Origin of the sequence: Streptomyces sp. AC555_RSS877 (assembly GCF_019049245.1) — a bacterium.
Lineage (GTDB): Bacteria > Actinomycetota > Actinomycetes > Streptomycetales > Streptomycetaceae > Streptomyces.
The window spans coordinates 84,130-107,224 of sequence record NZ_JAGMUK010000218.1 but is presented as its reverse complement, the minus strand read 5'-3'; the positions used below and the strand labels follow the sequence as shown (position 1 = coordinate 107,224).

The window sequence follows — 23,095 nt, the reverse complement described above, 5'->3', positions numbered from 1 at the left end:
CGCACACGGTAGAACGTGTTTCAGAAATTGGGAATGGGCATGCGGACGCGTGCCTCGGACGCCTTGGTCGTCCCGACCCTCAGACCAGCGTGGCCATGAAGTCCGAGCACGCCTGCGCGCATTCCCGGCACGCCTTCGCGCCGTCCTCGGCGCCAGGGTGCTGGTCGAAGACGTGGGCGGCCTCCAGGCACACGGACCGGCACCACTCCAGCTGGACGCGGATGCCCTCCTCGTCCAGGTGGTTCTGCTCGGAGAGCACCCGGCAGGTCGCGTCGCAGACCTCCGCGCACATGATGCCCTTACGGCGTACGAGTTCCTGTTCCTGGGTGGCGTCCGGATCCACGAGGCTGGCACGCAGGGCGCAGGCCCGTGCGCACTCGGTGCAGGCCTGGGCGCAGGCGAACCTGTCCTCCAGGAACCGGAAGAGCTCCTGCTGGGATGTCGTCGATGTCACCCCGGCCGGGTAGCCGCCGCCGAGCGGGCCAAACCCGGTGTTTTCCAGGGTTCCGGCGTGTTTTCGGGGCCTGTCGCCCGATCGGGTGGGGCGTCGGTTCACCGACGACGCCAGGGGTACTCGCGTGCCATGGATACCTCATGGATGGACATCGCCGCAGGCCGGGGCGCTCTCGGCGTCGGCCTGGTCGTGGTGGGTGTGGTGGTCGTGGCGGTGCTGATCGGCGCCTTCGCTCTGGGTGTCCGCGTCAAGCGCCGGGAGCCGCCGCGGCCGACGCCCGAGGAGCAGCCGCGGCCGCCGGAGGGCGGTCCGGTGCGAGAGGTGCGGGAGCACCGGGAGCCCGACGAGGTCCCGGAGAGCGACCACCGTCTCACCCCGCACCAGCTGCCCGGCCACGGCAACGCCGGAACCCGGACCAGCGCACCGAAGGACCGGCCCCGCTGGGACGAGGGCAGCAGCGGTTCCTTCGGCAGCGGCGGGGCGGGCGGGCGCTGACACCGGCGCCGCCGGCACCCGGCCGGCCGTAGCACCGTGTTCACAGGGGCCATCACAGACGCGTGGAGCCCACAGCACTGAGGGAAGTGAGATCCATGGCCGACTCCGGCCGCGACAGCCTGCCGCTGCCCGACTACGACCAGCTGCCGATCGGCGGCCTGGAGAGCCGCGTACGGTCACTGACCGCGCAGGACGTCGAGGAGCTGCTGGCATACGAGCGGACGCACGCCGACCGCGTCCCGGTGACCGCGGTACTGACGGCACGTCTCGAGCAACTGGAGGCGGGCGCCGAGCCGACGTCCGGCGACCCGGGCGCCCTGCGTCCCGAGCAGACCGCCTCCCCCGCCGGCTCCCGCGTGTCGCCCGCGACGTCGCCGCAGCCCTTCAGCCCGCCGCCGCACGGCACCCCGGACCAGCGGGGCAAGCCGAAGGGTGACCGTACGTAGCGGCGAGCGCGGGCGCGCGGACGGGGCGGCCATCATCGCCGTCCCGTCCGCGCCTTGCCGTTGCCCACGGCAGGGGGTTCAGGCCAGCTTCTTCAGCAGTTCGGTGGCGAGGGGCGCGGAGGACGCGGGGTTCTGGCCGGTCACGAGGTTGCGGTCGACCTCGACGTGCGGGGCCCAGGGCTCGCCGACCTCGACCTTGACGCCCGCCTCGGTCAGGCGGTCCTGGAGCAGCCACTTGGCGCGCTCGGCGTTGCCGGCGAGCTGCTCCTCGGTGTTGGTGAAGGCGGTGACACGGTAGCCGGCGAAGGCGTTGGTGCCGTCCTCCCTGACCGAGGCGAGCATCGCCGCCGGGCCGTGGCAGACCACGCCGACCGGCATCCCGCTGCCCACCGCCCGCGTGAGGATGCCGCCGGAGTCCGCGTTCACGGCCAGGTCCTCCATCGGGCCGTGGCCGCCGGGGACGTAGACCGCTGCGTAGTCGTCGAGGCGTACCTCGGTCAGCGTGATCGGGGACCGGAACTCGGGGGCCGTCTCGAGCACGGCGCGGATCTTGGCGGCCTGCTCAGGGCCGCCGTTGGCGTCGGAGCTGAGGCTGCCCTCGTCGACGGGCGGGACCACGCCGCCGGGGGTGGCCACGGTGATCTCGTGCCCCGCGTCCTTGAAGGCTTGGTACGGCACGGCGGCCTCCTCGGCCCAGAAGCCCGTGGGCTGCGTGCTGCCGTCGGCCAGCGTCCACTGGTCGGCGCCTGTCATCACAAAAAGGATCTTCGCCATCGTCATCTCCTCAAGCACGGTCCGTCCCGAACAGACAGGGGCACTGCCGCGACGGACGGTGATCGCGCGGCTCTCTCGGGTGCGTCGTCGCCACCCTTGCTTGCTGCCGCCGGCGGGCGACCTCTTCGACCGTAGGTGCAAGGCTGCCTGAGATCCAGTTCGCCGGTCCGTCAGCCCGTACCGCCGAAGTCGACGTCCTCGGCCTTGACGGTCCCCGCCGTCCGTCCCGGCGCCGTCTGGTGGCTCCAGTACAGGTTCGTGTGGGCGATGACCTGGTCCGGCGGCGGCGCTCCCCACGCCGTCTGGTCGTCCGTCGTGTGGGCGTCGCCCACGAGGGTCGTGTCGTATCCCCTGACGAACGCGCCGTGGAGCGTCGAGCGGATGCACGCGTCCGTCGACGCTCCGACGACGACGAGCCGCCCGACTCCAAGGCCCGACAGCACCGTTTCGAGCATGGTGTCCTCGAAGGAGTCGCCGTAGTTCTTCTCGACGAGCGGCTCGCCGATGCCCGGGGTCAGCTCGGGGACGATCCGCCAGTCGTCGCTCCCCTTCACGAGCTGCTCGTCGGAATGCTGGACCCAGACGACGGGGACCCGTTCGTGCCGTGCCTTCTCGACGATACTGCCGACGTTCGCGACGACCGTGTCGCGGTCGTGGGCTTCCTCGACGACGCCCTTCTGTACGTCGACGACGAGGAGTGCCGTGTTCGGACGGTTGTCGAGTGTGGTCATGACGTCCCTTGGTTCAGGCCGTGTTCGGATGCCCACGACAGTAGCCCCGTCCACTGACAGGCGGGCCGGCCCGAGCTGCGTACCGCGCGTTCCTTGCCCCGACTACCCCGACTGGCCCGGCCACCCCGGCCCGGCCGTCGCTCGGGCCTGGACAACAGGTCCTTGGGCGCCGGAGAAGATGACGCCGGGGTCGGCCGGGGCCTGGTTGAGGACCCACAGGCCGATCAGCGTGGCCAGGGTGAAGACGACCGCGATCAGGACGGTGAGGACGAGCCGGCGGCGGCGTTCGCGGCGCAGCCACTCGCCGCGGGCCGTGCGGTAGGCGTCGGGCGCGGCCCGTACTCCGCCGGCCAGCGCCTCCAGGGCTTCGCTCAGTTCTCGTTCCGTCCGGCCCATGTCCAGGGCGCCTTCCGGCGCCCGGCCGCGCTCGTGTTCCATGCGGTCCTTCTCGGTGCGGGCCTTCTCCGTGCGGTCCTTCTCCGTGTGTTCGCTTCCGGTGCGTTCGGTCGCCGTGCGTTCGTTCTCGGTGCGGCCTCGACCTGTGTCGTTCATCGCCGGGCCTCCATCGCCTGACTCAGGGCGGCGATGCCGCGCGCCGTGTGTGTCTTGACCGACCCGCAGGAGATCCCCATCGCGGCGGCGATCTCACTCTCCTTCAATCCGAGCCAGTGCCGCAGCACGAGCGCCTCGCGCTGCCGGGCCGGCAGCTGCTGCAGGGCGTCGATCAGCACGCGCTGGTCGTCGTGCAGGAGGGCGGTGCTCTCGGCGGACGCGACGACCTCCTCCGGCGGGTTCTCCACGTGTCTGCGGGCCACTTGCAGGTGGCGTATCCGCATACGGGTCAGGTTGCAGACGGTGGAGCGCAGGTACGCCTCGGCCGCCGCGGTGTCCCGCAGCCGCCGCCACTTGCGGTAGATCTGGTAGTACGCCTCGGCCACCACGTTCTCCGGGTCGTCCGCGCCGAGCAGCACGGCCAGCCGCAGCATCGAGGCGTAGTGCAGCTCGAACAGGCGGGCCAGGGCGGCCTCCCGTTCCACGTCGGCCGGGTCGCTCACCGTGGGCACGAGGGGATCGGCCGGAAGGGCGGGCGGCGGCACGGGCGGCAGCGTGAGGGGAATGTTCTGTCTGCGTCTCACGAGTTGTTCGCTCCCGTCTCGGGGCGCCGCCTGACGGCCAGGCGGGTCGGTAGGTCGGTGAGGTCGGCGCCGCGCGGGACGCCGAGACGTTCCAGGGCGGGGGTCGCGGCCACGGCGACGGTCAGATTGAGCAGGAGGGCGACGAGCCCGGCGTAGATCTCCACCGCGGGGCCGCCGAAGCCGACCGGTACGACGGACGAGAAGCCCTCCCGCACCACCAGGACGGTTCCGGCCGCCATGCCCACGGCCCAGCCGGCCAGCAGCGCCCGTGGATGCAGCCGGCCGGTGAACAGTCCCACGGCCACGGCGGGAAAGATCTGCAGGATCCAGACGCCGCCGAGCAGTTGGAGATTGATCGCGTCCTGGTCGCGCAGCCCGAACACGAACGCGACCGCGCCCACCTTCGCGGTCAGCGACACCGCCTTGGCGATGCGCACCTGCCGTTTGGGCGTGGCGGTGGGATGGACGTACTCGACGTACACGTTCCGGACGAAGCTGGTGGCGGCGGCGATGGACATCACGGCGGCGGGGACCAGCGCCCCCACGGTGATCGCGGCGAACACCAGCCCGGCCAGCGGCCCCGGCATCAGCCGGTCGACCAGCATCGGCACGGCGGCCTCCGCGCCGCCCTCCGGCGCCCGTACGCCCACCGCGAGGGCGGCGACACCGAGGAAGCCGAAGAGCGCGAGCAGCGCCGTCCAGGCGGGCAGCGCCACGGAGACCTTGCGCAGGGTGCGGGGGCCGTCGGCGGCGAACCCGGCGGTGAGGACGTGCGGGTACATCAGCAGGGCCAGCGCGGAACCGAGGGCGAGCGTGGCGTAGGCGGGCTGCTGGGCGGGCGACAGCAGCAGGGCGGAGTGCGCCGTGTCCGTCCCGCCGAGCCGCCGGGCGGCGCCGTCGAAGACCGGGCCGGGGCCGCCGAGCCGGTCGAGGACCAGCCAGCAGACGGCGGTGAGCGAGACGAACACGGCCACCGCCTTGAGCGCGGAGATGACAGCGGGCGCGCGCAGTCCGTGCCGGTACGTCGCCACCGCGAGCCCGGCGAAGAGGGCCACCATCACCAGGTCCCCGCCCGCCCCGCGCGGGTACACGCCCCCGGCTGTCAGCACGGCGCGTATGCCGAGCAGTTGCAGCGCCAGGTACGGCATCGTCGCCAGGATCCCGGTCAGCGCGACCACCAGCGCCAGCGGCGGCGACCCGTACCGTCCGCGCACGAAGTCGGCGGCGGTGATGTAGCCGTGCCGGCGGGCCACGGTCCACAGGCGGCTCAGCAGCACGAAGGCGAGCGGGCAGACGATCACCGTGTACGGCACCGCGAAGAAGGCGGGCGCCCCGTTGCCGTACGCCAGGCCGGGGACGGCGGTGAAGGTGTACGCGGTGAAGATCGTGCCGCCGAGCAGGAACCAGGTCCACACCGGACCCAGACTCCGGTCGGCCAAAGCCCAGCCCTCCAGGGAGGGCAGCCGGTCGCTGGGGTGCAGACGGCGTGCCGTCACGGCGAGCAGCGACGCTCCGCCGATCACGGCGAGAAACGTCGCGGTCATGGCGCCGTCGGCCATGGGTCACCGTCCTTGGTGTGCCTGGATCTCACCGGTTGGTTGCGCAGACGGCTGGTTCGGTTGACGGAACACCGGCGGAAATCTTCTGGAAATCCGCTGTCAACCACTTCCGGCGGGTGGGCAACTCTTGCACAGACCCACAGCGAGCGGGAGAGGAGCGCAGGTCATGGCACGGACCGGTCATCCCCGGCTACGGCGCGTCGCCGTCGCCGTGCTGCTCCTCGCGCCCGCGGCGGGGCTGCTGTGGGTTCCCTGGTACGCCGGCGCGAGCCCATGGCTCGCGGGCACGCCGTTCTTCTACTGGTACCAGCTCGCCTGGGTGCCGGGATGCGGCCTGTGTCTGCTCGGCGCGTACGCGCTGACCAGGCACGAACACCGCGATCCCTGATCCGGGCGAACGGGAGTCACGTCCCGGTCGCTGACCTTCACGCACGTCCTCTCACAACATCACCCCCGAGGTGAGGAGCCGCCATGCCTACGTCAGTCATGCCCGAATCCGGTCTCCCGGCGCCACAGGAGCCGCCGCCCGTACGGTCCCGCATGTCCCCGCGGTCGATCGTGCTGTGGGTGACCGTCGCGCTGCTGGGCGCCGTCGCCTGGGGCGTCCTGGCCCTGGCCCGCGGTGAGGAGATCTCCGCGGTCTGGCTGGTGGTGGCCGCACTCGGCTCGTACGCCATCGCCTACCGCTTCTACTCCCGCTTCATCGCCCGCCGTGTGCTGAGGCCGGACGACCGCCGGGCCACCCCCGCCGAACGTCTGGAGGACGGTGTCGACTTCCAGCCGACCGACCGCCGGGTGCTGCTCGGCCACCACTTCGCCGCGATCGCCGGCGCCGGACCGCTGGTGGGGCCGGTGCTCGCGGCCCAGATGGGGTACCTGCCCGGCACCCTGTGGATCGTCGCCGGGGTGATCTTCGCAGGGGCCGTGCAGGACATGGTGGTGCTGTTCCTGTCGATGCGGCGGGACGGCAAGTCGCTGGGGCAGATGGCCCGCGACGAGATCGGCCGGGCGGGCGGCGCCGCCGCCCTGGTAGCCGTGTTCGCCATCATGATCATCCTGCTGGGTGTGCTGGCCCTGGTCGTGGTCAACGCCCTCGCGCACTCCCCCTGGGGCACCTTCTCCGTCGCCATGACCATCCCCATCGCCCTGTTCATGGGCTTCTGGATGCACCGAATCCGCCCCGGCCGGGTCGTCGAGACCAGCTTCATCGGGGTGGCGCTGCTCCTGCTGGCCATCGTCGGCGGCGGCTGGATCCAGAACTCCTCGCTCGCGGACACCTTCACCCTCAGCCCGACGACCCTCGTCTTCTGCCTGGTCGGCTACGGCTTCCTCGCCTCGGTCCTGCCGGTGTGGATGCTGCTCGCGCCGCGCGACTACCTGTCCACCTTCATGAAGATCGGCACGATCGCGCTGCTCGCGGTCGGCGTCGTGGTGGCCGCCCCCGTGCTGCGCGCCGACGCGGTCAGCGAGTTCGCGAGTTCGGGCGCCGGTCCGGTCTTCGCCGGCTCCCTCTTCCCCTTCCTCTTCATCACCATCGCCTGCGGCGCGCTGTCCGGCTTCCACGCCCTGGTCGCCTCGGGCACCACCCCCAAGCTGATCCAGAAGGAGTCCCAGGTCCGGCTGATCGGCTACGGCGCCATGCTGATGGAGTCGTTCGTCGCGATCATGGCGCTGATCGCCGCGGCCACCCTCGAACCCGGCCTCTTCTACGCGATGAACGCCCCCGCGGGTCTCCTCGGCACGACGGCCGAGTCCGCGTCCCACGCGGTGGCCGGTCTCGGCTTCACCATCACCCCCGACCAGCTGACGCAGGCGGCCAAGGCGGTCGAGGAGCAGACCCTGATCGCCCGGTCGGGCGGCGCGCCCACCCTGGCCGTCGGCATGTCGGAGATCTTCTCGGGGGTCTTCGGCGGCACGGCGATGAAGGCCTTCTGGTACCACTTCGCGATCATGTTCGAGGCCCTGTTCATCCTGACGACGGTCGACGCGGGCACCCGGGTCGGCCGGTTCATGCTGCAGGACATGCTCGGCAACGTCTGGAAGCCCATCGGCCGGGTCACCTGGAAGCCCGGGATCTGGCTGTGCAGTGCCCTCGTCGTCGCCGCCTGGGGCTACTTCCTCTACACCGGCGCCACCGACCCGCTGGGCGGGATCAACCAGCTCTTCCCGCTCTTCGGCATCGCCAACCAGCTGCTCGCCGCCATCGCCCTCACCGTCTGCACCACGGTCCTGATCAAGTCCGGACGGCTGCGCTTCGCCTGGGTCACGGGCGTCCCGCTGGCCTGGGTGGTCGCCATCACCTTCACCGCCGGCTGGCAGAAGGTCTTCTCCGACGACCCCAGGGTGGGCTTCTTCACCCAGCGCGCGCGGTACGCCGACGCCATCGACGCCGGTCAGATCCTGCCGCCCGCCAAGACCGTCGACGACATGCACACCGTGGTCACCAACTCCACCGTCGACGGCGTACTCATCTCCCTCTTCCTGCTGCTGGTCGCCGTGGTGATCGTGAACGCCGCGGTGGTGTGCGTACGCGCCGTACGGTCCGCCTCTCCCCTGCCGACCACGGAGGCGCCGTACGTCGAGTCGCGCATCGACGTACCCGAGCAGGCCGCCGAACCGCTGACGGGAGCCCGCACATGAGGGTCCGGCAGTGGGCGCGGGCGGTGCACTGGTACCTGCGCGAGCTGACGGGTGAGGCCGAGTACGACCGCTACTGCGACCGGCATCGACGCCACCACCCGCTCGCGCCGCTACCGACCCGCCGTGAGTACCAGGTGCAACGCACGCTCCACCGGGAGAGCCACCCGCAGAGCCGCTGCTGCTGACAGTCCGGTCACCGACCGTGGGGCGGGTGCACCTCAGAGCCGTGAGGCCGGTACCCGCCCCGCACACGTTCGTGCCCGGCTCGGCGCATAAACTGTGCCCCTGTACGCGATCAGCCGGAGGCCGCCGCATGAGGATCTCGCAACGTGCCCGGGCCGTCGCCCCGTTCTACGCCATGGAGTTCGGCAAGCATGCCGCGGCGCTGGAGGCCCGGGGCCACCACGTCGTCAAGCTCAGCCTCGGTGAACCGGACTTCGGCGCGCCTGAGGCCGTACGGAACGCGATGCGCGAGGCCATGGACGGCCGGCCGATGACCTACACGGCGGCGCTCGGGCTGCCCGCGCTGCGGCAGGCGATCGCGCGCTTCTACCGGGACCGGCACGGAGTGGAGGTCGATCCCGCCCGGGTCGTCGTGACCGCGGGCGCCTCGGCCGCCCTGGTACTGGCCACGGCGGCCCTCGTCGACGCCGGCGACGAGGTGCTCATCGCGGACCCGTCGTACCCCTGCAACCGTCAGATCGTCGAGAGCTTCGGCGCGGACGTCACGCTCGTTCCCACCACCGTCGCGTCCCGCTTCCAGTTGAACGCCGCTTCGGTACGGGCGAGTTGGACGGACCGCACCCGCGGCGTCATGATCGCCACCCCGTCGAACCCGACGGGTACCTCCGTCCCGGCCGACGAGCTGACGGCCATCTGCGAGTTCGCCCGCGAACGCGACGCGTGGCGCATCGTCGACGAGATCTACCTCAACCTCGGCGACCACGACGCCCAGGGCGAGCCGCCGCGCAGCGCGCTGTCGTACGACCCCGACGCCATCGTCATCAACAGCTTCTCGAAGTACTTCGGCATGACCGGCTGGCGGCTGGGCTGGTGCGTCGTTCCCGAGGTCCTCGTGCCGGCGCTGGAGCGTCTGGCCCAGAACTACTTCCTGTGCGCGTCCACTCCCGCGCAGCATGCGGCCCTGTCCTGCTTCAGCCCGGAGTCCCTGGCGGTCTGCGAGGAACGCCGGGTCGAGTTCACCGAGCGGCGCGCGCTCGTCCTCGACGGCCTGGCCCGGATCGGCCTGCCGGTCCCCGTCCCGCCCGACGGCGCGTTCTACGTCTACTTCGATGTCGCCCACACCGGACTCACCTCGTGGGAGTTCTGCGAACGCGCGCTCCAGGAGGCGCACGTGGCGCTCACCCCTGGCCGGGACTTCGGCGTCCGCACGGCGGACACCCACGTCCGCCTCTCCTACGCGGCGTCGGCCGACGACCTCCGCGAGGGAATCGCCCGCCTGGGGAAGTTCCTGGCCACGCTCGGGTAGGCGGCCGGCGGGTCGCCCCCATCGCCGCGCCGAGACCGACGGCGCCCGCCCGTGAAGGTGACCGACGCTGCCTGAGCATTGATACTTCCCGTAGAGGTCAGAGGCTCATCTTCCAGTCTCACCAGGAGGTACCCATGAGGATGCTGATCAACGTCCCCGAGACCGTCGTCGCCGATGCGCTGCGTGGCCTGGCGGCCGCCCATCCCGAGTTGACCGTCGATGTCGAGAACCGGGTGATCGTCCGGCGGGACGCCCCCGTGGCGGGGAAGGTCGCCCTGGTTTCCGGCGGGGGTTCGGGGCACGAGCCGCTGCACGGTGGCTTCGTGGGACCCGGGATGCTCTCCGCGGCCTGCCCCGGCGAGGTGTTCACGTCACCGGTGCCGGACCAGATGGTGCGGGCGGCGGCGGCCGTGGACAGCGGTGCCGGTGTGCTGTTCATCGTGAAGAACTACACGGGCGACGTGCTCAACTTCGACATGGCGGCCGAACTCGCCGAGGACGAGGGCATCCAGGTCGCCAAGGTCCTGGTCGACGACGACGTGGCGGTCACCGACAGCCTGTACACCGCCGGGCGGCGCGGCACGGGTGCGACGCTCTTCGTGGAGAAGATCGCGGGGGCCGCGGCCGACGAGGGGCAGCCCCTGGAGCGGGTGCAGTCGATCGCCCGGCAGGTCAACGAGAACTCCCGCAGTTTCGGGGTCGCGCTGAGCGCCTGCACCACGCCGGCCAAGGGCAGCCCGACCTTCGATCTGCCGCCCGGCGAGCTGGAGTTGGGCATCGGAATCCACGGCGAGCCCGGCCGGGAGCGGCGGCCGATGATGACCTCGCGGGAGATCGCCGACTTCTCGGTCGGCGCGATCCTGGACGACATGACCCCGCGCAATCCCGTCCTCGTCCTGGTCAACGGCCTGGGCTCGACGCCGCTGCTGGAGCTGTACGGCTTCAACGCCGAGGTGCAGCGGGTGCTCGCCGAGCGCGGGGTCGCCGTCGCCCGGACCCTCGTCGGCAACTACGTCACTTCCCTGGACATGGCCGGCGCCTCGGTCGCCCTGTGCCAGATCGACGAGGAACTGCTGCGTCTGTGGGACGCGCCGGTGAAGACGGCGGGACTGCGCTGGGGGGTGTGAGCGGGCGAGGCCCAGCGGACACGACGTACCGACCACGCAAGGAGATCCAGTGCTCGACGCCGACTTCTTCCGCCGTTGGATGACGGCGACCGCCACGTCCGTCGACCGCGAGGCGGAACGGCTCACCGCCCTCGACTCGCCCATCGGGGACGCCGACCACGGCAGCAATATGCGGCGCGGGCTCACCGCGGTGACCGCGGCGCTGGACAAGGAGGCGCCGGACACGCCGGGGGCGGTCCTGATGCTCGCCGGTCGCACACTCATCTCGACCGTCGGTGGCGCCTCGGGGCCGTTGTACGGCACGTTGCTGCGCCGCACCGGCAAGGCGCTCGGTGACGCCGGCGAGGTCAGCGAGGAGCGGTTCGCCGAGGCGCTGCGCGAGGGCGTGGACGCGGTCAGGACGCTCGGCGGAGCCGCGCCCGGCGACAAGACCATGATCGACGCCTTGGTGCCGGCCCTCGACGCGCTCGGCGACGGCTTCGTCGCGGCCCGGTCCGCCGCCGAGGAGGGCGCCCTGGCGACCACGCCGTTGCAGGCCCGCAAGGGGCGGGCGAGTTACCTCGGGGAGCGCAGCATCGGGCATCAGGATCCCGGTGCCACGTCGGCGTCGCTCCTCGTGGCGGGACTCGCGGAGGCGGCCGGTGAGTGACGGGAAGCTGGTCGGGATCGTACTGGTGTCGCACAGCGCCGAGGTCGCCGCGTCGGTGGCCGAGTTGGCCAAGGGGCTGGCGGGTGGCGGCCCCGAGGTGCCCGTCGCCCCGGCGGGCGGCACCGAGGGCGGAGGGCTCGGTACCAGCGCGGAGCTGATCGCCGCCGCGGCCGCCGCCGTGGACCGGGGGGCCGGCGTCGCCGTCCTCGCCGACCTCGGCAGCGCCGTCCTCACCGTGAAGGCGCTGCTCGCCGAGGGCGACGAACTCCCCGCCAACACCCGCCTGGTGGACGCCCCGTTCGTCGAGGGGGCGGTGGCCGCGGTCGTCACGGCGGCCACGGGAGCCGACCTCGCGGCGGTGGAGGCGGCGGCCGTGGAGGCGTACACCTACCGGAAGGTGTGATGCCCCTTCGGACGGCTAGATGACCCCTTCGGCCGCGACGGCGAGGGCCGAGCGCAGCGTGGCGACCAGCTCGGCCTCCGCCGTCGCGGGGTCGGCCGACGGGTCGGCCGTGCGCCAGGCGTGGTGCTCGACCCCGGCGCGCAGGGCGGCGTTGAACATCGCCGCCTGGATCGTCGGCCGCAGGTCCTCGGGGGCGAGCCCGGCCCGGTCGGCCAGTGCGCGGGCGAACGCCGGCTCGGCCTCGTCGTACGTCCGGAGCCAGACGGCGCGCAGTCCGGGCTCGGTGCGGGTGAGCCGGACCAGGGCGCCGACGGTGGCGCGGGCGGGGCCGCCGACCGGACCGAGCTCCCTCGCGAGCGTCCGGTCGAAGAGCTCCTCCAGGGGCTGACCGGGGAGCCGGTCCCGCAGACAGGCGGCGATCACGTCGATGCCCTGTGAGAACAGTGGCCGGACGCAGCTCTCCTTGCTCGGGAAGTAGCGCCACACGGTCCGCGCCGAGACGCCGACCGCCTGTCCGATCTGCTCACCGGTGGTCGCCGTGACGCCCTGGGCGACGAACAGGTCCACCGCGGCCCGGGCGATCTCCAGCCTGATCTCGGCCTTGCGCTCCTCGGTCAGGGGTGGTCGTCCCGTGCGGACGCGAGGGGCGGTCATCGGTTCCTCCGGCTGGGTGGCGGTCCCTCTCCGGGTTCTCTCCGTCGAGTTTATGTCACTCGCAGACATGAAGTCGTAGGGTGTGGACGCACCGGGCATCTCACCTTCGAAATTACTGACAGGAGCCCCACATGGTCGGCGGATTCGACGGACGCAGCGTCATCGTCACCGGGGCGGGCTCGGGCATCGGACGGGCCGCCGCACTGGCCTTCGCCGCGCAGGGCGCGCGCGTCGTGGTGGCGGACCTCAACGCCGAGGGTGCTCAGCAGACGGTCGAGGAGATCGAGCAGGCGGGCGGGAGCGCGGTCGCCGTCACCGGCGATCTGAGCGAGCAGGCCGTCGTCGACCAGGTGACCACGACCGCCGTGGAGCGCTTCGGCGGGGTGGACGTCCTGGTGAACAACGCCGGGATCATGGACCGCATGTCGGCGCTCGCGGACGTGAGCGACGCGGAGTGGGAGCGGGTCATCCGGGTCAACCTCACCGCGCCCTTCCTGCTCACCCGCGCGGTACTGCCGCACATGCTGGCGGCCGGCAAGGGCGCCATCGTGAACACCGCCTCCGAGGCGGGCCTGCGCGGCAGCGCGGCGGGCGCCGCGTACACGGCCTCGAAGCACGGGATGGTGGGGCTGACGAAGAACCTCGCGGTCATGTACCGCAAGCAGGGCATCCGGGCCAACGCCATCGCGCCGGGCGGTACGGCGACCCGCATCGTCGTGGACGTCGAGCAGGGTGCCCACGGGCCGACGGCGCTCGGCCCGCACTTCGTCAACCTCGGCCGCGTCGCCCGGCCCGAGGAGCAGGCCGCCGCCATCGTGTTCCTCGCCTCGGACGCGGCGAGCAACATCAACGGCGTGGTCCTGCCGGTCGACGACGGCTGGTCCGCGGTCTGACGCACCGCCGGGTGGGCACCGGCGCCCCACGAGACGGTCACCGGTCCGCACGGACCGCCCCGACGGGTCGTCACCGACCGCGGACGAACTGCCGCGCCAGCCGCTCCCCGACCATCACGGCGGCCGCGTGGTTCTCGATGGGCGCCACCTGCGTGTCCTTGAACACGATGTAGGTGACGCCGGAGTCGGTGCCGCCGGCGCGCGGGTCGGGGCGGATACCGAGGGCCTTGGCGGTGGCATAGGACGCCTCGCCGATGAGGTCGCGCGGGCCGACGTCGCCGACCACCGCGTAGCGCACGCGGTCGCGGTGGACGACGGCCGCCACCGATCCGCCGCGTACGCCGTCGTCGCCGTGGTTCCAGATGCGGCTCGGGCCGGGCACGACGATGTACGGGAGCCGTTCGGCGTCCAGGTGTCGGCCGTCGGACTGCGGATAGGCCGTGGCGTCGGAGAAGAGCGGGTCACTGCGGCGGTTGCAGCGGCGGCCGGCCCGGCCGTCGCAGTCGATGTCCAGGTCGGCCCGCCAGAACACGGCGTCCCGGGTACCACAGACGGGCGTGCTCGCGGGCCTGCCGTCGTCGCTGCGATAGCGGCCGCGGGAGACGGGGACGCAGTCACGCACCTTTGCCAGCAGGTCGGCGGCTCGGACGTCGCCCGCGCTCCGCGACACCCTCTCCTCCCGGACGACGCGGGGCTCGGCGGCGGGCACCGCGACCGGCGTGGTGGCGGGCGGTGCCGTCGAGGCGAGGAGGGCGGCGCCTGCCGCGGCCAGCGTCAGTGACTGGGCACGCACGATGAGAACCTCCTGGGAGGCGTTGCCGGACACTCAGCCCAATCTGACGGCGCGTCGATCACGCGGCCACTGTTGGGGGGCCGGACGGAGCACGTCCTAGAGCGGCCGACAGGGGCCGGGAGCCCGGGTCCGCGAAGGACTCCGGCCTCCCGGCCGCCCGCACCGGCGCGGGATCAGCGACGACAGCGGCCCGCGCGGCGGCGTGAACCGCCCACTCTGCAGGGGGAGTTCAGCCGCGAGGGCGTTCAGCATACGAAACGTCCGACGCGCCGTCGCCGACACCCCCGAGGACGGCCGCCGCCGGGCGGTCACCGAATGGCGCCCGCTCCCCACGCCCCCTTGATGTGCTCGCGCCAGCGCGCCATATTGGTCCGGACCAATGCCCGCCATGCCCTCCGGGAGGCAGCCGTGCGACGCGTTCCCGTCCTCGCTTCCCTGCCCCGTCGCCTCGCGCTCTGCGGAGCGCTCGCGCTGATCGCGTCCTGCGGAGGGGACGGGACGGCCGACGGCGAGAGCGGCCGGCCGCCCGCGGCACCGACGGGCGTCACCGCCACCGCCGGCAGTGCGACGAGCGTGCACGTCATGTGGAACGCGCTGTCGGTGGATGCCGGCCCCGGTGTCGGCGCCTATGAGGTGTATCGCGACACCACCAAAATCCAGGAGATACCGGGTTCTCGGCACATGGTCGACGTCACCAGGCTCAGGCCGTCCACCGTGTACGTCTTCACCGTGCGGGCGAGGGACACCGAGGGGCGCCTCGGGCCCCGCAGCCAGGAGGTGCGGGCGACCACTCCGGCGGTCGTGGCGGCGGACCGCTCGGCCCCGACGCGGCCGGGCGGGCTGCGGGGCCGAGCGGCCGGAAGCCGGGCGGTCCAGCTGTCCTGGGCCGCCTCGACGGACGACCGGGCCGTGGCGTCGTACGACATCCACCAGGGCCCCACGAAGATCCACAGTGTGGGCGGGAACCAGACGGCGACCGTGGTCACGGGGCTGCGTCCGGGCACCCGCTACTCCTTCACCGTGCGGGCGAGGGACGCGGCCGACAACGTCTCGCCCGCCGGTGCTCCGCTGCGCCTCACCACAGCGGGCACCGACGACGGGCGGGACACGGCTCCCACCGGCTTCGAGGCGACGACCCGGCGCGCCGACGGGGCGTATCACCTCGACCTCGCCTGGGTGCCGCCACGCACGGGCGGGACGGTCACGGAGTACCAGGTCCACCTCGACGGCCGCCCCGCCACCTCGCTGGTGTTCGGCGGGTCCGCGCCGCGCGACCGGGCGACATACGGCTTCTACCTGGGACGGGAGGCCGGCGCCAGTCATCGGGTGCGGATCCGGGCGAAGCTGCCGGACGGCACCTGGGGAGGCTTCTCCGCGGAGCGGACGGTGACCACGGGCGCCACCCCGCGGCCGTGACGACCGCTCCCGCCTCCGCTCCCACCGCGGCCGGACGACGGAAGGCGTCACCCGACCGGACGCCGTCCGCATGCGGGACGGGCCGTGGGCACGTTGGCTTCCCGTTGAGGGCAGCACGGGCGTTCCCAATCCTCGGCGGCGCAAGGGATGTACCGCCAACCGTGCCGCCGGAGGAACAGGTCCATGGACACTACTCAGCTTCTGCTCCGCTCCGGCCTGACCGTGGCAGCCGCCGCCGCGCTGCCGCTCGCCCTGACCGCGACGCCGGCTGCCGCCGGCCCGGGGATCTCCGTGAGCACCACCGGGTCCACGGTCTCCGTCACGACCAGCGCCTGTACGCAGGTCAACGGCAACTGGGGCACGGCCTCACTCCTGAACAGCAGCCAGGCGACCTTCGCACAGGGCCGCCAGGTGTCGCTGTCCGGGACGAGCAACCTTCAGTCGGCGGCCTGGTCGAGCGTGAGCGCGGGCACCTACACCGTCATCGTCCGCTGCGCGGACAACAGCACCGCGGGCACCCAGTCGGTCATCGTGACCCCCGTGTCCACTCCCACGGTCTCCGCCACGGCCACGCCGTCGCGGGGTGTCATGGGCGGCGTGGGCGGCGCGACGAAGGACTACGGCACGCTCACGCTGGTCGCCGGAGGAACCCTGGTGGGGGCGGGCGCCCTGGCCACCGTCTGGTTCCTGCGCCGCCGCTCGAAGCCCTACCGGCTCTAGGGACCCGATCCGCCGGGCGGGCCCTGGCCGAGCCCCTCTTCGAGAGCGGGCAGTTCCGCCAGGGCCTCGGTGAGCCACTGCGTCCAGAAGGTCTCCAGTTCGATGCCCGCGCGCAGGACCAGGTGCTGCAGCCTGGCCTGCGCGCTGTCGTGGCCGGGCGGGAAGTCGCGCTGCTCGATCTGTTCGTACTCGGCCAACTGCAGCCGGTGCAGGTCGAGATGGCGGCGCAGGTCGGACTCCAGACCCGCGGTGCCGACGACGGCCGCGGCGCGCAGGCGCAGGAGCAGCGCGTCGCGGTGCGGCTTGGGGTCCTGCGCCGCGGCCGTCCACCGCCCGAGTTCGGCGCGGCCGGCGGGCAGGACCTCGTAGCTCTTCTTCTGCCCGCGCGCCGGCTGCTCGGCGGGCAGCGCCCTGATGTAGCCCTCGGCCTCCAGTTTTCCCAGCTCGCGATAGATCTGCTGATGCGTCGCCGACCAGAAGTAGCCGATCGACCGGTCGAACCGGCGGGTCAGATCCAGGCCCGACGACGGCCTTTCGAGCAGGGCGGTGAGGATCGCGTGCGGGAGTGACATGGGGTCATCCTAGGGAGGCCGTCATACGGCCCTACAGTGCCGCCGCCAGCTCGGTGCCCTGCTTGATGGCGCGCTTGGCGTCCAGTTCGGCGGCCAGGTCGGCACCGCCGATGAGGTGGACGCTGCGGCCCGCGGCGAGCAGTGCCTCGTACAGGTCACGGCGCGGATCCTGCCCCGTGCACAGCACGACGGTGTCGACCTCCAGCACCGTGCTCGTGTCACCGACGGTGACGTGCAGGCCGGCGTCATCGATCCGGTCGTAGCGCACACCCGGGACCATCGTGACGCCGCGGTGCTTGAGTTCGGTGCGGTGGATCCAGCCGGTGGTCTTGCCGAGGCCGGCGCCGACCTTGGTGGTCTTGCGCTGAAGGAGGTGGACGGTGCGCGGCGGGGCGGGACGCTCGGGGGCGGTGAGTCCGCCGGGTGCCGCGTAGTCCATGTCGACGCCCCACTGGCGGAAGTACGTCGCCGGGTCCTCGCTCGTCTTGTCGCCGCCGTCGGTCAGGAATTCGGCGACGTCGAAACCGATGCCGCCCGCGCCGAGGATGGCGACGCGGTCGCCGACGGGGGCGCCGTCGCGCAGGACGTCGAGATAACCGACGACGCTGGGGTGGTCGACGCCAGGGATGTCGGGGGTGCGCGGGGTGACGCCGGTGGCGACCACGACCTCGTCGTAGTCGGCGAGGTCCTCGGCGGCCACCCAGGTGTTGAGCCGTACGTCGACACCGTGGGCGTCGAGCTGGTGGCGGAAGTAGCGCAGGGTCTCGTCGAACTCCTGCTTGCCGGGGACCTTGCGGGCGACGTTGAGCTGGCCGCCGATCTCGCTCGCGGCGTCGAAGAGCGTCACCGCGTGGCCGCGCTCGGCCGTGCTGACGGCACAGGCGAGACCGGCCGGTCCCGCGCCGACGACGGCCACCCGCCTGCGCAGCCGGGTCGGGGCGAGGACCAGCTCGGTCTCGTGACAGGCGCGCGGGTTGACCAGGCAGGAGGTGATCCGGCCGCTGAAGGTGTGGTCGAGGCACGCCTGGTTGCAGCCGATGCAGGTGTTGATCGCCTCGGGGCGGCCGGCCGCGGCCTTGGCGACGAAGTCGGGGTCGGCGAGCATCGGGCGGGCCATGGACACCATGTCCGCGCAGCCGTCGGCGAGCAGTTCCTCGGCGACCTCGGGGGAGTTGATGCGGTTGGTGGTCACGAGCGGGACGGACACCTGGCCCATCAGCCGCTTGGTCACCCAGGTGTAGGCGCCGCGCGGCACCGAGGTGGCGATGGTGGGGATGCGGGCCTCGTGCCAGCCGATGCCGGTGTTGATGATGGTCGCCCCGGCGGCCTCGACGGCCTGGGCGAGGGTGATCACCTCGTCGAGCGTCGAGCCGCCCGGGACCAGGTCCAGCATGGACAGCCGGTAGATGAGGATGAAGTCCTCGCCGACGGCCTCGCGCACCCGCCGGACGATCTCGACGGGGAAACGCATGCGGTTCTCGTACGAGCCGCCCCAGCGGTCGGTGCGGTGGTTGGTCTGCGCGGCGATGAACTCGTTGATCAGGTAGCCCTCGGAGCCCATGATCTCGACGCCGTCGTACCCGGCCTGCCGGGCCAGGCCGGCGGTACGGACGTAGTCGTCGATGGTCTTCTCGACGTCGGCGTCCGTGAGCTCGCGCGGCACGAAGGGGCTGATCGGCGCCTGGAGGGGGCTGGGGGCGACGAGGTCCCGGTGGTAGGCGTACCGGCCGAAGTGCAGGATCTGCATCGCGATCCGGCCGCCCTCGCGGTGCACGGCCTCGGTGATCTCGCGGTGCTGCTCGGCCTCGGCGTCGGTGGTGAGCTTCGCGCCGCCCTCGCCCGGCCGTCCCTCGTCGTTGGGGGCGATACCGCCGGTGACGATCAGGCCCACTCCCCCGCGCGCCCGGGCGGCGTAGAACTCCGCCATCCGCTCGAAGCCGCGCTCGGCCTCTTCCAGGCCGACGTGCATCGACCCCATGAGGACGCGGTTGGGCAGCGTGGTGAAGCCCAGATCGAGCGGGGACAGCAGGTGCGGGTAACGGCTCATCAGGGCCCTCCGTGCGCGGCGGTGTCGTGCCCTCTTGTTCTAGAGGACCGGACCCGCTTTATGCAACTAGTTGCACAATCGGGGAGGGGTGATGCCGACCACGTCGGACGCCGGGGAAGTCCGCACGGAGGGTGACGTGCGGCGCGCGGCAGACTCGACGGCATCTTCGACGAGCACGGCGGCGCGCGGCCGGGCCCCCGCCCGATGCCCCTAGGCCGCGAGCGCGCACATGCGTCGCACGCCGCCGGGACGGCCGGCGCGGAACGCGGCGGGCTTGACGATCCGATCGTCGCCCACTCGTCCCGCGCGCCGGCCGCGCCCGGTTCTAGTGGCTCTCCAGCCGCACGTGCAGTTCCCTCTCCTGGTCGCCGGAGACCGTGGTGAGGTCATGCACGGTGAAGAGGGAGTCCAGAGTCGTACGGAACCGGTCGACGGCCCAGTAGCCGCCCTGCACGTCGGCCATGACGGACGAGCCGAGACTGGCCGGCGGGCAGCCCTCGTGCTCGTCGGCCACGTCGAAGGTGCCGAGCCACACGGTCGGACGCACCTCGTGGTGGTCCCGGGGTACGTCCTCCGCGCCCCGGTCGGACCCGAAGCACGCGCAGAGGGTGTCGAACACGATCCGGGCGTCCTCCTTGCTGCCGCTCAGTTCCACGGAGACGGATTCCGGGTGCGGTCGCTCGCTGTCCATCGTGATCGCTCCTCTCGTGGCCGCGCTGCGGTGCCGCGGGGCAAACCCTGCGGTACCGCACCCCACCCCCAGATAAGCACCACCGCGGGCAGAGCACTACCGGCGCCGCCCCACACCCTCGGCCGGCACGGTCAGCCCCGCGTGAAGCGGTACGTCGTGCTGTCGGTCAGGACGCAGAACCCCGGCGACACGACGATCACGCGCAGGGTGCCGGTACGGCGGTCGTAGTCGATGCCCTCCGCCTCGAAGGTGCCCGAGCAGGAACTGCGCAGGGGCAGCTGACGCAGCGCGGTGACGTGGCCGGTGACGTCGGACGTGCCGTTGGGTTCGGCCGTCAGGTCGATCTGGAGCAGCGGCTTGGTGATGCCGAAGAGCGTGCCCGCGGGATCGTCCGAGGAGCACAGCAGCCGGGTCGCGCTGAGGAAGTCGCAGCCCTGTACGTCGCGTACGGCGTGGTCGAGGCGGACGGTGGCGGCCTGCGGGAGGTTCGCCGAGGGCGAGGTGGCCGGGTTGACGCCCGGGGTGGGGAAGACCAGCAGCCGGCTCATGGTGCCGTACTCCCCCGCCAGCATCCACTGGCCGCCGGGCGAGACGGCGACCCAGGAGTTGTTCAGCGCCTCCCCGGAGCCCAGCGTGTGGACGTACTCCGACCAGGTCCCGTCCGGCGACTGCACGCGGAACATCTTGGTGGTGCCGGAGTCCCGCTGGTAGGGCTCGATGTAGTGGCCGTCGTAGGAGGTGTCGGGGTCGCCCACGTGGTTCCAGCCGCGGCTGCTGAGGCCGACGGGGATGGTGCCGATCCCCGTGTACCGGTTGGCCGCCCCGGCCGGGACCTCGACGGAGGTGAGTCCCTGGCTCTCGGTCAGCGGGTCGGCGCGGTCGGAGCCCGCCTCGGTCCAGGTGTCGGCGGCAAAGGCGGGTGGGGCGGTTCCCAGGACCGTGGCGGCGGTGAGGGCGACGGCGGCCACGAGGACCGCCCGACAACGTTGCCGGGCGCGCAGGGGCATGGAAGGCTCCTCCGGGGGGGGGTGGGAGTACTCGGCGGACAGTGTGGCCCGCCCGGATGGTCATGTACAGACCAATACGCTGACGGGGGTGTCGGCTCGGTCACGACGCCGTGCTCCGGCTTCGCCGGACGGCCACCGCCGTGTTGCGGGATGGTGGAAGAAGCCCCCGGTGACGTCACAGAGACGGCTGGACGCGGTAGAACAAGTGGAGTCATACGGGGGAACTGCGTGCCGCGAGGGCGGCCGAAGGCGGTGCGTGCAATGAGAGCAGCCGGGAGGGCCCGGTGACCGAGGGCGGCGAGCAGCAGGTACGGTCCGGCGACCCGGCCGCGCGGCCGGTGCGTGGTCCGGTGCAGCCGAGCGGGCTCCTCGACGTGCTCGGGGTGGCATCGATCGTCCTGGACACCGAAGGGCGCATCGTGCTGTGGAGCCCGCAGGCCGAGGAGCTGTTCGGCTACCCGGCCCGGGAGGCGCTCGGGCACTACGCGGCGCACCTGATGATCCACGAGCAGCATGTCGACCTGGTCGCCAAGCTGTTCGCCGACGTCATGGAGACCGGTCAGGGCTGGGCCGGTGCGTTCCCCGTGCGGCACAAGGACGGCACCACGAAGCTGGTGGAGTTCCGCAACATGCGGCTTCTCGACGACCGGGGCGACGTCTACGCCCTGGGCCTCGCCGCCGACCAGTCGACCCTACGGCGGCTGGAGCGGGACGTGGCGCTGTCCACGCGGATGGTCGCGCAGTCCCCGACCGGGCTGGCCGTCCTCGACACCGACCTGCGGTACGTCTCCGTCAACCCGGCGCTGGAGCGGATCAACGGCATCCCGGCCGAGGACCACGTCGGACGCGCCATCGGCGACGTCCTGCCGGACATCGACGCCGAGGCCCTCGAGTCCGCGGCCCGCCGGGTGCTGGAGACGGGACGGCCGCTGCTCGACCAGCGGAGCGTGGGCCGGACACCGGCCGATCCCGCGGAGGAGCACGCCTGGTCGGTCTCGCTCTACCGGCTGGAGGACGCGGTCGGGACCGTACTGGGCGTGGCCTGCTCGGTGGCGGACGTCACCGAGCAGCACCGGGCGGCCGTCGAGGCGGAGGCCGCGCGGCGGCGCCTGGCCCTCGTCGCCGACGCCTCCGCCCGGATCGGCACCACCCTGGACCTGGACCGCACCGCCCGGGAGCTGGCCGAGGTCGCCGTGCCCGACCTCGCCGACATCGCGGCCGTGGATCTGCTGGAAGCGGTGGTGCAGGGCAGGCCCAGCACGCTCGGCCCGGCGGAACCGGCCGTCATCCGGGCCCTGGCCGTCGAGGCGGACCGCGCCCCGGACGCCCTGCGTGCCGCCGACCCGCCCGGACACGTGGCCCGGTACGCCCCCGACCGCCACGTCACCGAATGCGTGCGCACCGGACAGCCGGTCCTGGTCGCGCAGGTCGCGGCCGGGGACCTGCCCCGCATCGCCCGCTCCCCCGAGGCGGTCGAGCTGCTGGCCCGGGCGGGCGTGCACTCCTATCTGGCGGTGCCGCTGATCGCGCGCGGCGAGGTGCTCGGCGCCCTCGATCTCAAGCGCACCCGCAGCCCGCTGCCGTTCACCGAGGACGACGTGCTGCTCGCCCGGGAACTGGCGTCCCGCGCGGCCGTGCAGATCGACAACGCGCGCTGGTACCAGAACGCCCGCGACACCGCCCTCACCCTCCAGCGCAGCCTGCTGCCCAGCCATCCGGCCGTGACGGGCGGCCTGGAGGTCGCCTCGCGCTACCAGCCCGCCGGCGCCACCGCCGAGGTCGGGGGCGACTGGTTCGACGTGATCCCGCTGGACGGCGGCAAGACCGCGCTCGTGGTGGGCGACGTGATGGGCAGCGGTCTCAACGCGGCGGCGACCATGGGCCGACTGCGCACGGCGACGAACACGCTGGCCTCCCTCGACCTGGACCCGGCCCGGCTCCTGGAGCATCTGGACCGGATCACCGACGGCCCGGACCAGTCGATCGCGACCTGTGTGTACGTCGTCCACGACCCGGAGCTGCGGCAGTGCCGGATCGCCAACGCCGGGCACCTGCCACCCGCCCGGCTGCGTCCGGGCCGCCCACCGGAGCTGCTCGATCTGCCCACCGGGGCCCCGCTGGGCGTGGGCGGCGTCGCCTTCTCCACCACGACCGTCGACCTCGAACCCGGTGACCGGCTGGTGCTCTACACCGACGGCCTCGTCGAGACCCGGCAACACCCGCTCGACGAACGCCTGGACGCCCTGCTGGCCCTGCTCGACGGCCCCGACCGCCCGCTGGAGGAGGTCTGCGACCTCCTGCTGCGCACCCTGCACCAGCCCGACAACTCCGACGACGTGGCACTGCTCATCGCCCGGGTGCAGACCACCCCCTGACCTGACGTGGCAGGCGCGACCGGG

The 23,095-nt window shown here is 72.4% G+C and carries 25 protein-coding genes; 13 read left to right on the top strand and 12 right to left on the bottom strand.

Annotation, left to right across the window (positions count from 1 at the left end; all coding sequences use genetic code 11):
• Nucleotides 1–79: 79 nt before the first annotated feature.
• Nucleotides 80–454 carry a four-helix bundle copper-binding protein gene (locus KUM49_RS44290; RefSeq protein ID WP_217242624.1) on the bottom strand — a complete coding sequence of 125 codons (375 nt, stop codon included), beginning with the start codon at nt 452–454 and terminating at the stop codon, nt 80–82.
• A 129-nt stretch (nt 455–583) separates the two neighbouring features.
• Between KUM49_RS44290 and KUM49_RS44285 the strand changes: the two genes are divergently transcribed.
• Both KUM49_RS44285 and KUM49_RS44280 read left to right on the top strand, forming a co-directional pair.
• Nucleotides 584–949 (top strand): DUF6479 family protein, encoded by a 366-nt coding sequence (locus KUM49_RS44285; protein ID WP_217242623.1) that lies wholly within the window; start codon nt 584–586, stop codon nt 947–949.
• Nucleotides 950–1,044: 95 nt separating this feature from the next.
• Complete coding sequence (locus KUM49_RS44280) at nt 1,045–1,395, top strand: hypothetical protein (RefSeq protein WP_217242622.1); 351 nt, start codon at nt 1,045–1,047, stop codon at nt 1,393–1,395.
• A gap of 78 nt (nt 1,396–1,473) precedes the next feature.
• Here the strand turns inward: KUM49_RS44280 and KUM49_RS44275 are convergent, their stop codons facing one another.
• The 5 genes from KUM49_RS44275 to KUM49_RS44255 form a co-directional block, all read right to left on the bottom strand.
• Nucleotides 1,474–2,169, bottom strand: coding sequence for a type 1 glutamine amidotransferase domain-containing protein (locus tag KUM49_RS44275; protein ID WP_217242621.1), 696 nt, complete (start codon nt 2,167–2,169; stop codon nt 1,474–1,476).
• Nucleotides 2,170–2,339: 170 nt separating this feature from the next.
• Nucleotides 2,340–2,900: an isochorismatase family protein gene (locus KUM49_RS44270; protein WP_217242620.1), complete on the bottom strand. Its 561-nt coding sequence runs from the start codon at nt 2,898–2,900 to the stop codon at nt 2,340–2,342.
• A 102-nt stretch (nt 2,901–3,002) separates the two neighbouring features.
• Nucleotides 3,003–3,338 carry a hypothetical protein gene (locus tag KUM49_RS44265; RefSeq protein WP_254402740.1) on the bottom strand — a complete coding sequence of 112 codons (336 nt, stop codon included), beginning with the start codon at nt 3,336–3,338 and terminating at the stop codon, nt 3,003–3,005.
• A gap of 110 nt (nt 3,339–3,448) precedes the next feature.
• Entirely contained in the window at nt 3,449–4,036 is a 588-nt protein-coding gene (locus tag KUM49_RS44260; protein ID WP_374200277.1) for a SigE family RNA polymerase sigma factor, read from the bottom strand.
• Nucleotides 4,033–5,595 (bottom strand): sodium:solute symporter, encoded by a 1,563-nt coding sequence (locus KUM49_RS44255; RefSeq protein ID WP_217242619.1) that lies wholly within the window; start codon nt 5,593–5,595, stop codon nt 4,033–4,035. Before KUM49_RS44255 ends, KUM49_RS44260 begins: the two co-directional genes overlap by 4 nt.
• A gap of 166 nt (nt 5,596–5,761) precedes the next feature.
• Here KUM49_RS44255 and KUM49_RS44250 point away from each other — a divergent pair, with 166 nt between their 5' ends.
• The 7 genes from KUM49_RS44250 to KUM49_RS44220 all read left to right on the top strand — a co-directional run bounded on the left by KUM49_RS44250 (nt 5,762) and on the right by KUM49_RS44220 (nt 11,903).
• Nucleotides 5,762–5,983 carry a DUF3311 domain-containing protein gene (locus KUM49_RS44250; protein WP_217242618.1) on the top strand — a complete coding sequence of 74 codons (222 nt, stop codon included), beginning with the start codon at nt 5,762–5,764 and terminating at the stop codon, nt 5,981–5,983.
• 98 nt (nt 5,984–6,081) lie between these two features.
• Complete coding sequence (locus KUM49_RS44245; RefSeq protein WP_374200279.1) at nt 6,082–8,235, top strand: carbon starvation CstA family protein; 2,154 nt, start codon at nt 6,082–6,084, stop codon at nt 8,233–8,235.
• The gene (locus tag KUM49_RS44240; RefSeq protein ID WP_217242617.1) at nt 8,232–8,420 is read left to right on the top strand and encodes a YbdD/YjiX family protein; all 189 of its coding nucleotides are present in this window, start codon (nt 8,232–8,234) and stop codon (nt 8,418–8,420) included. Before KUM49_RS44245 ends, KUM49_RS44240 begins: the two co-directional genes overlap by 4 nt.
• Before the next feature lie 128 nt (nt 8,421–8,548).
• The gene (locus KUM49_RS44235) at nt 8,549–9,724 is read left to right on the top strand and encodes a pyridoxal phosphate-dependent aminotransferase (RefSeq protein ID WP_217242616.1); all 1,176 of its coding nucleotides are present in this window, start codon (nt 8,549–8,551) and stop codon (nt 9,722–9,724) included.
• A 134-nt stretch (nt 9,725–9,858) separates the two neighbouring features.
• Nucleotides 9,859–10,851, top strand: coding sequence for a dihydroxyacetone kinase subunit DhaK (gene dhaK, locus KUM49_RS44230; RefSeq protein WP_217242615.1), 993 nt, complete (start codon nt 9,859–9,861; stop codon nt 10,849–10,851).
• A 49-nt stretch (nt 10,852–10,900) separates the two neighbouring features.
• Entirely contained in the window at nt 10,901–11,500 is a 600-nt protein-coding gene (gene dhaL, locus KUM49_RS44225; protein WP_217242614.1) for a dihydroxyacetone kinase subunit DhaL, read from the top strand.
• Nucleotides 11,493–11,903, top strand: a complete 411-nt coding sequence (locus KUM49_RS44220; RefSeq protein WP_217242613.1) for a PTS-dependent dihydroxyacetone kinase phosphotransferase subunit DhaM — start codon at nt 11,493–11,495, stop codon at nt 11,901–11,903. The genes dhaL and KUM49_RS44220 overlap by 8 nt, the downstream gene beginning before the upstream one ends.
• Before the next feature lie 15 nt (nt 11,904–11,918).
• Here KUM49_RS44220 and KUM49_RS44215 read toward each other — a convergent pair whose 3' ends face one another.
• Entirely contained in the window at nt 11,919–12,557 is a 639-nt protein-coding gene (locus KUM49_RS44215; protein WP_217242612.1) for a TetR/AcrR family transcriptional regulator, read from the bottom strand.
• 131 nt (nt 12,558–12,688) lie between these two features.
• Between KUM49_RS44215 and KUM49_RS44210 the strand changes: the two genes are divergently transcribed.
• A complete protein-coding gene (locus tag KUM49_RS44210; RefSeq protein WP_217242611.1) occupies nt 12,689–13,450 on the top strand; it encodes an SDR family NAD(P)-dependent oxidoreductase in 762 nt (253 codons plus the stop codon).
• A 70-nt stretch (nt 13,451–13,520) separates the two neighbouring features.
• Here KUM49_RS44210 and KUM49_RS44205 read toward each other — a convergent pair whose 3' ends face one another.
• Nucleotides 13,521–14,243 (bottom strand): glycoside hydrolase family 75 protein, encoded by a 723-nt coding sequence (locus KUM49_RS44205; RefSeq protein ID WP_217242787.1) that lies wholly within the window; start codon nt 14,241–14,243, stop codon nt 13,521–13,523.
• A gap of 408 nt (nt 14,244–14,651) precedes the next feature.
• On the opposite strand from KUM49_RS44205, the gene KUM49_RS44200 reads away from it, so the two are divergent.
• Entirely contained in the window at nt 14,652–15,659 is a 1,008-nt protein-coding gene (locus KUM49_RS44200; RefSeq protein ID WP_308407009.1) for a fibronectin type III domain-containing protein, read from the top strand.
• A gap of 183 nt (nt 15,660–15,842) precedes the next feature.
• Nucleotides 15,843–16,379 (top strand): hypothetical protein, encoded by a 537-nt coding sequence (locus KUM49_RS44195; protein ID WP_217242609.1) that lies wholly within the window; start codon nt 15,843–15,845, stop codon nt 16,377–16,379.
• Here the strand turns inward: KUM49_RS44195 and KUM49_RS44190 are convergent.
• The 4 genes from KUM49_RS44190 to KUM49_RS44175 all read right to left on the bottom strand — a co-directional run bounded on the left by KUM49_RS44190 (nt 16,376) and on the right by KUM49_RS44175 (nt 20,696).
• On the bottom strand, nt 16,376–16,951 hold the full coding sequence (locus tag KUM49_RS44190; protein WP_217242608.1) for a PadR family transcriptional regulator: 576 nt from the start codon (nt 16,949–16,951) through the stop codon (nt 16,376–16,378). The two genes, KUM49_RS44195 and KUM49_RS44190, sit on opposite strands and share 4 nt — an antisense overlap.
• Nucleotides 16,952–16,982: 31 nt before the next feature.
• Nucleotides 16,983–18,998 carry an NADPH-dependent 2,4-dienoyl-CoA reductase gene (locus KUM49_RS44185; RefSeq protein ID WP_217242607.1) on the bottom strand — a complete coding sequence of 672 codons (2,016 nt, stop codon included), beginning with the start codon at nt 18,996–18,998 and terminating at the stop codon, nt 16,983–16,985.
• 325 nt (nt 18,999–19,323) lie between these two features.
• A complete protein-coding gene (locus tag KUM49_RS44180; protein ID WP_217242606.1) occupies nt 19,324–19,689 on the bottom strand; it encodes a hypothetical protein in 366 nt (121 codons plus the stop codon).
• A 131-nt stretch (nt 19,690–19,820) separates the two neighbouring features.
• On the bottom strand, nt 19,821–20,696 hold the full coding sequence (locus KUM49_RS44175; protein ID WP_217242605.1) for a hypothetical protein: 876 nt from the start codon (nt 20,694–20,696) through the stop codon (nt 19,821–19,823).
• Nucleotides 20,697–21,079: 383 nt separating this feature from the next.
• Between KUM49_RS44175 and KUM49_RS44170 the strand changes: the two genes are divergently transcribed.
• Nucleotides 21,080–23,071 (top strand): SpoIIE family protein phosphatase, encoded by a 1,992-nt coding sequence (locus KUM49_RS44170; protein ID WP_308407015.1) that lies wholly within the window; start codon nt 21,080–21,082, stop codon nt 23,069–23,071.
• Nucleotides 23,072–23,095: the final 24 nt, after the last annotated feature.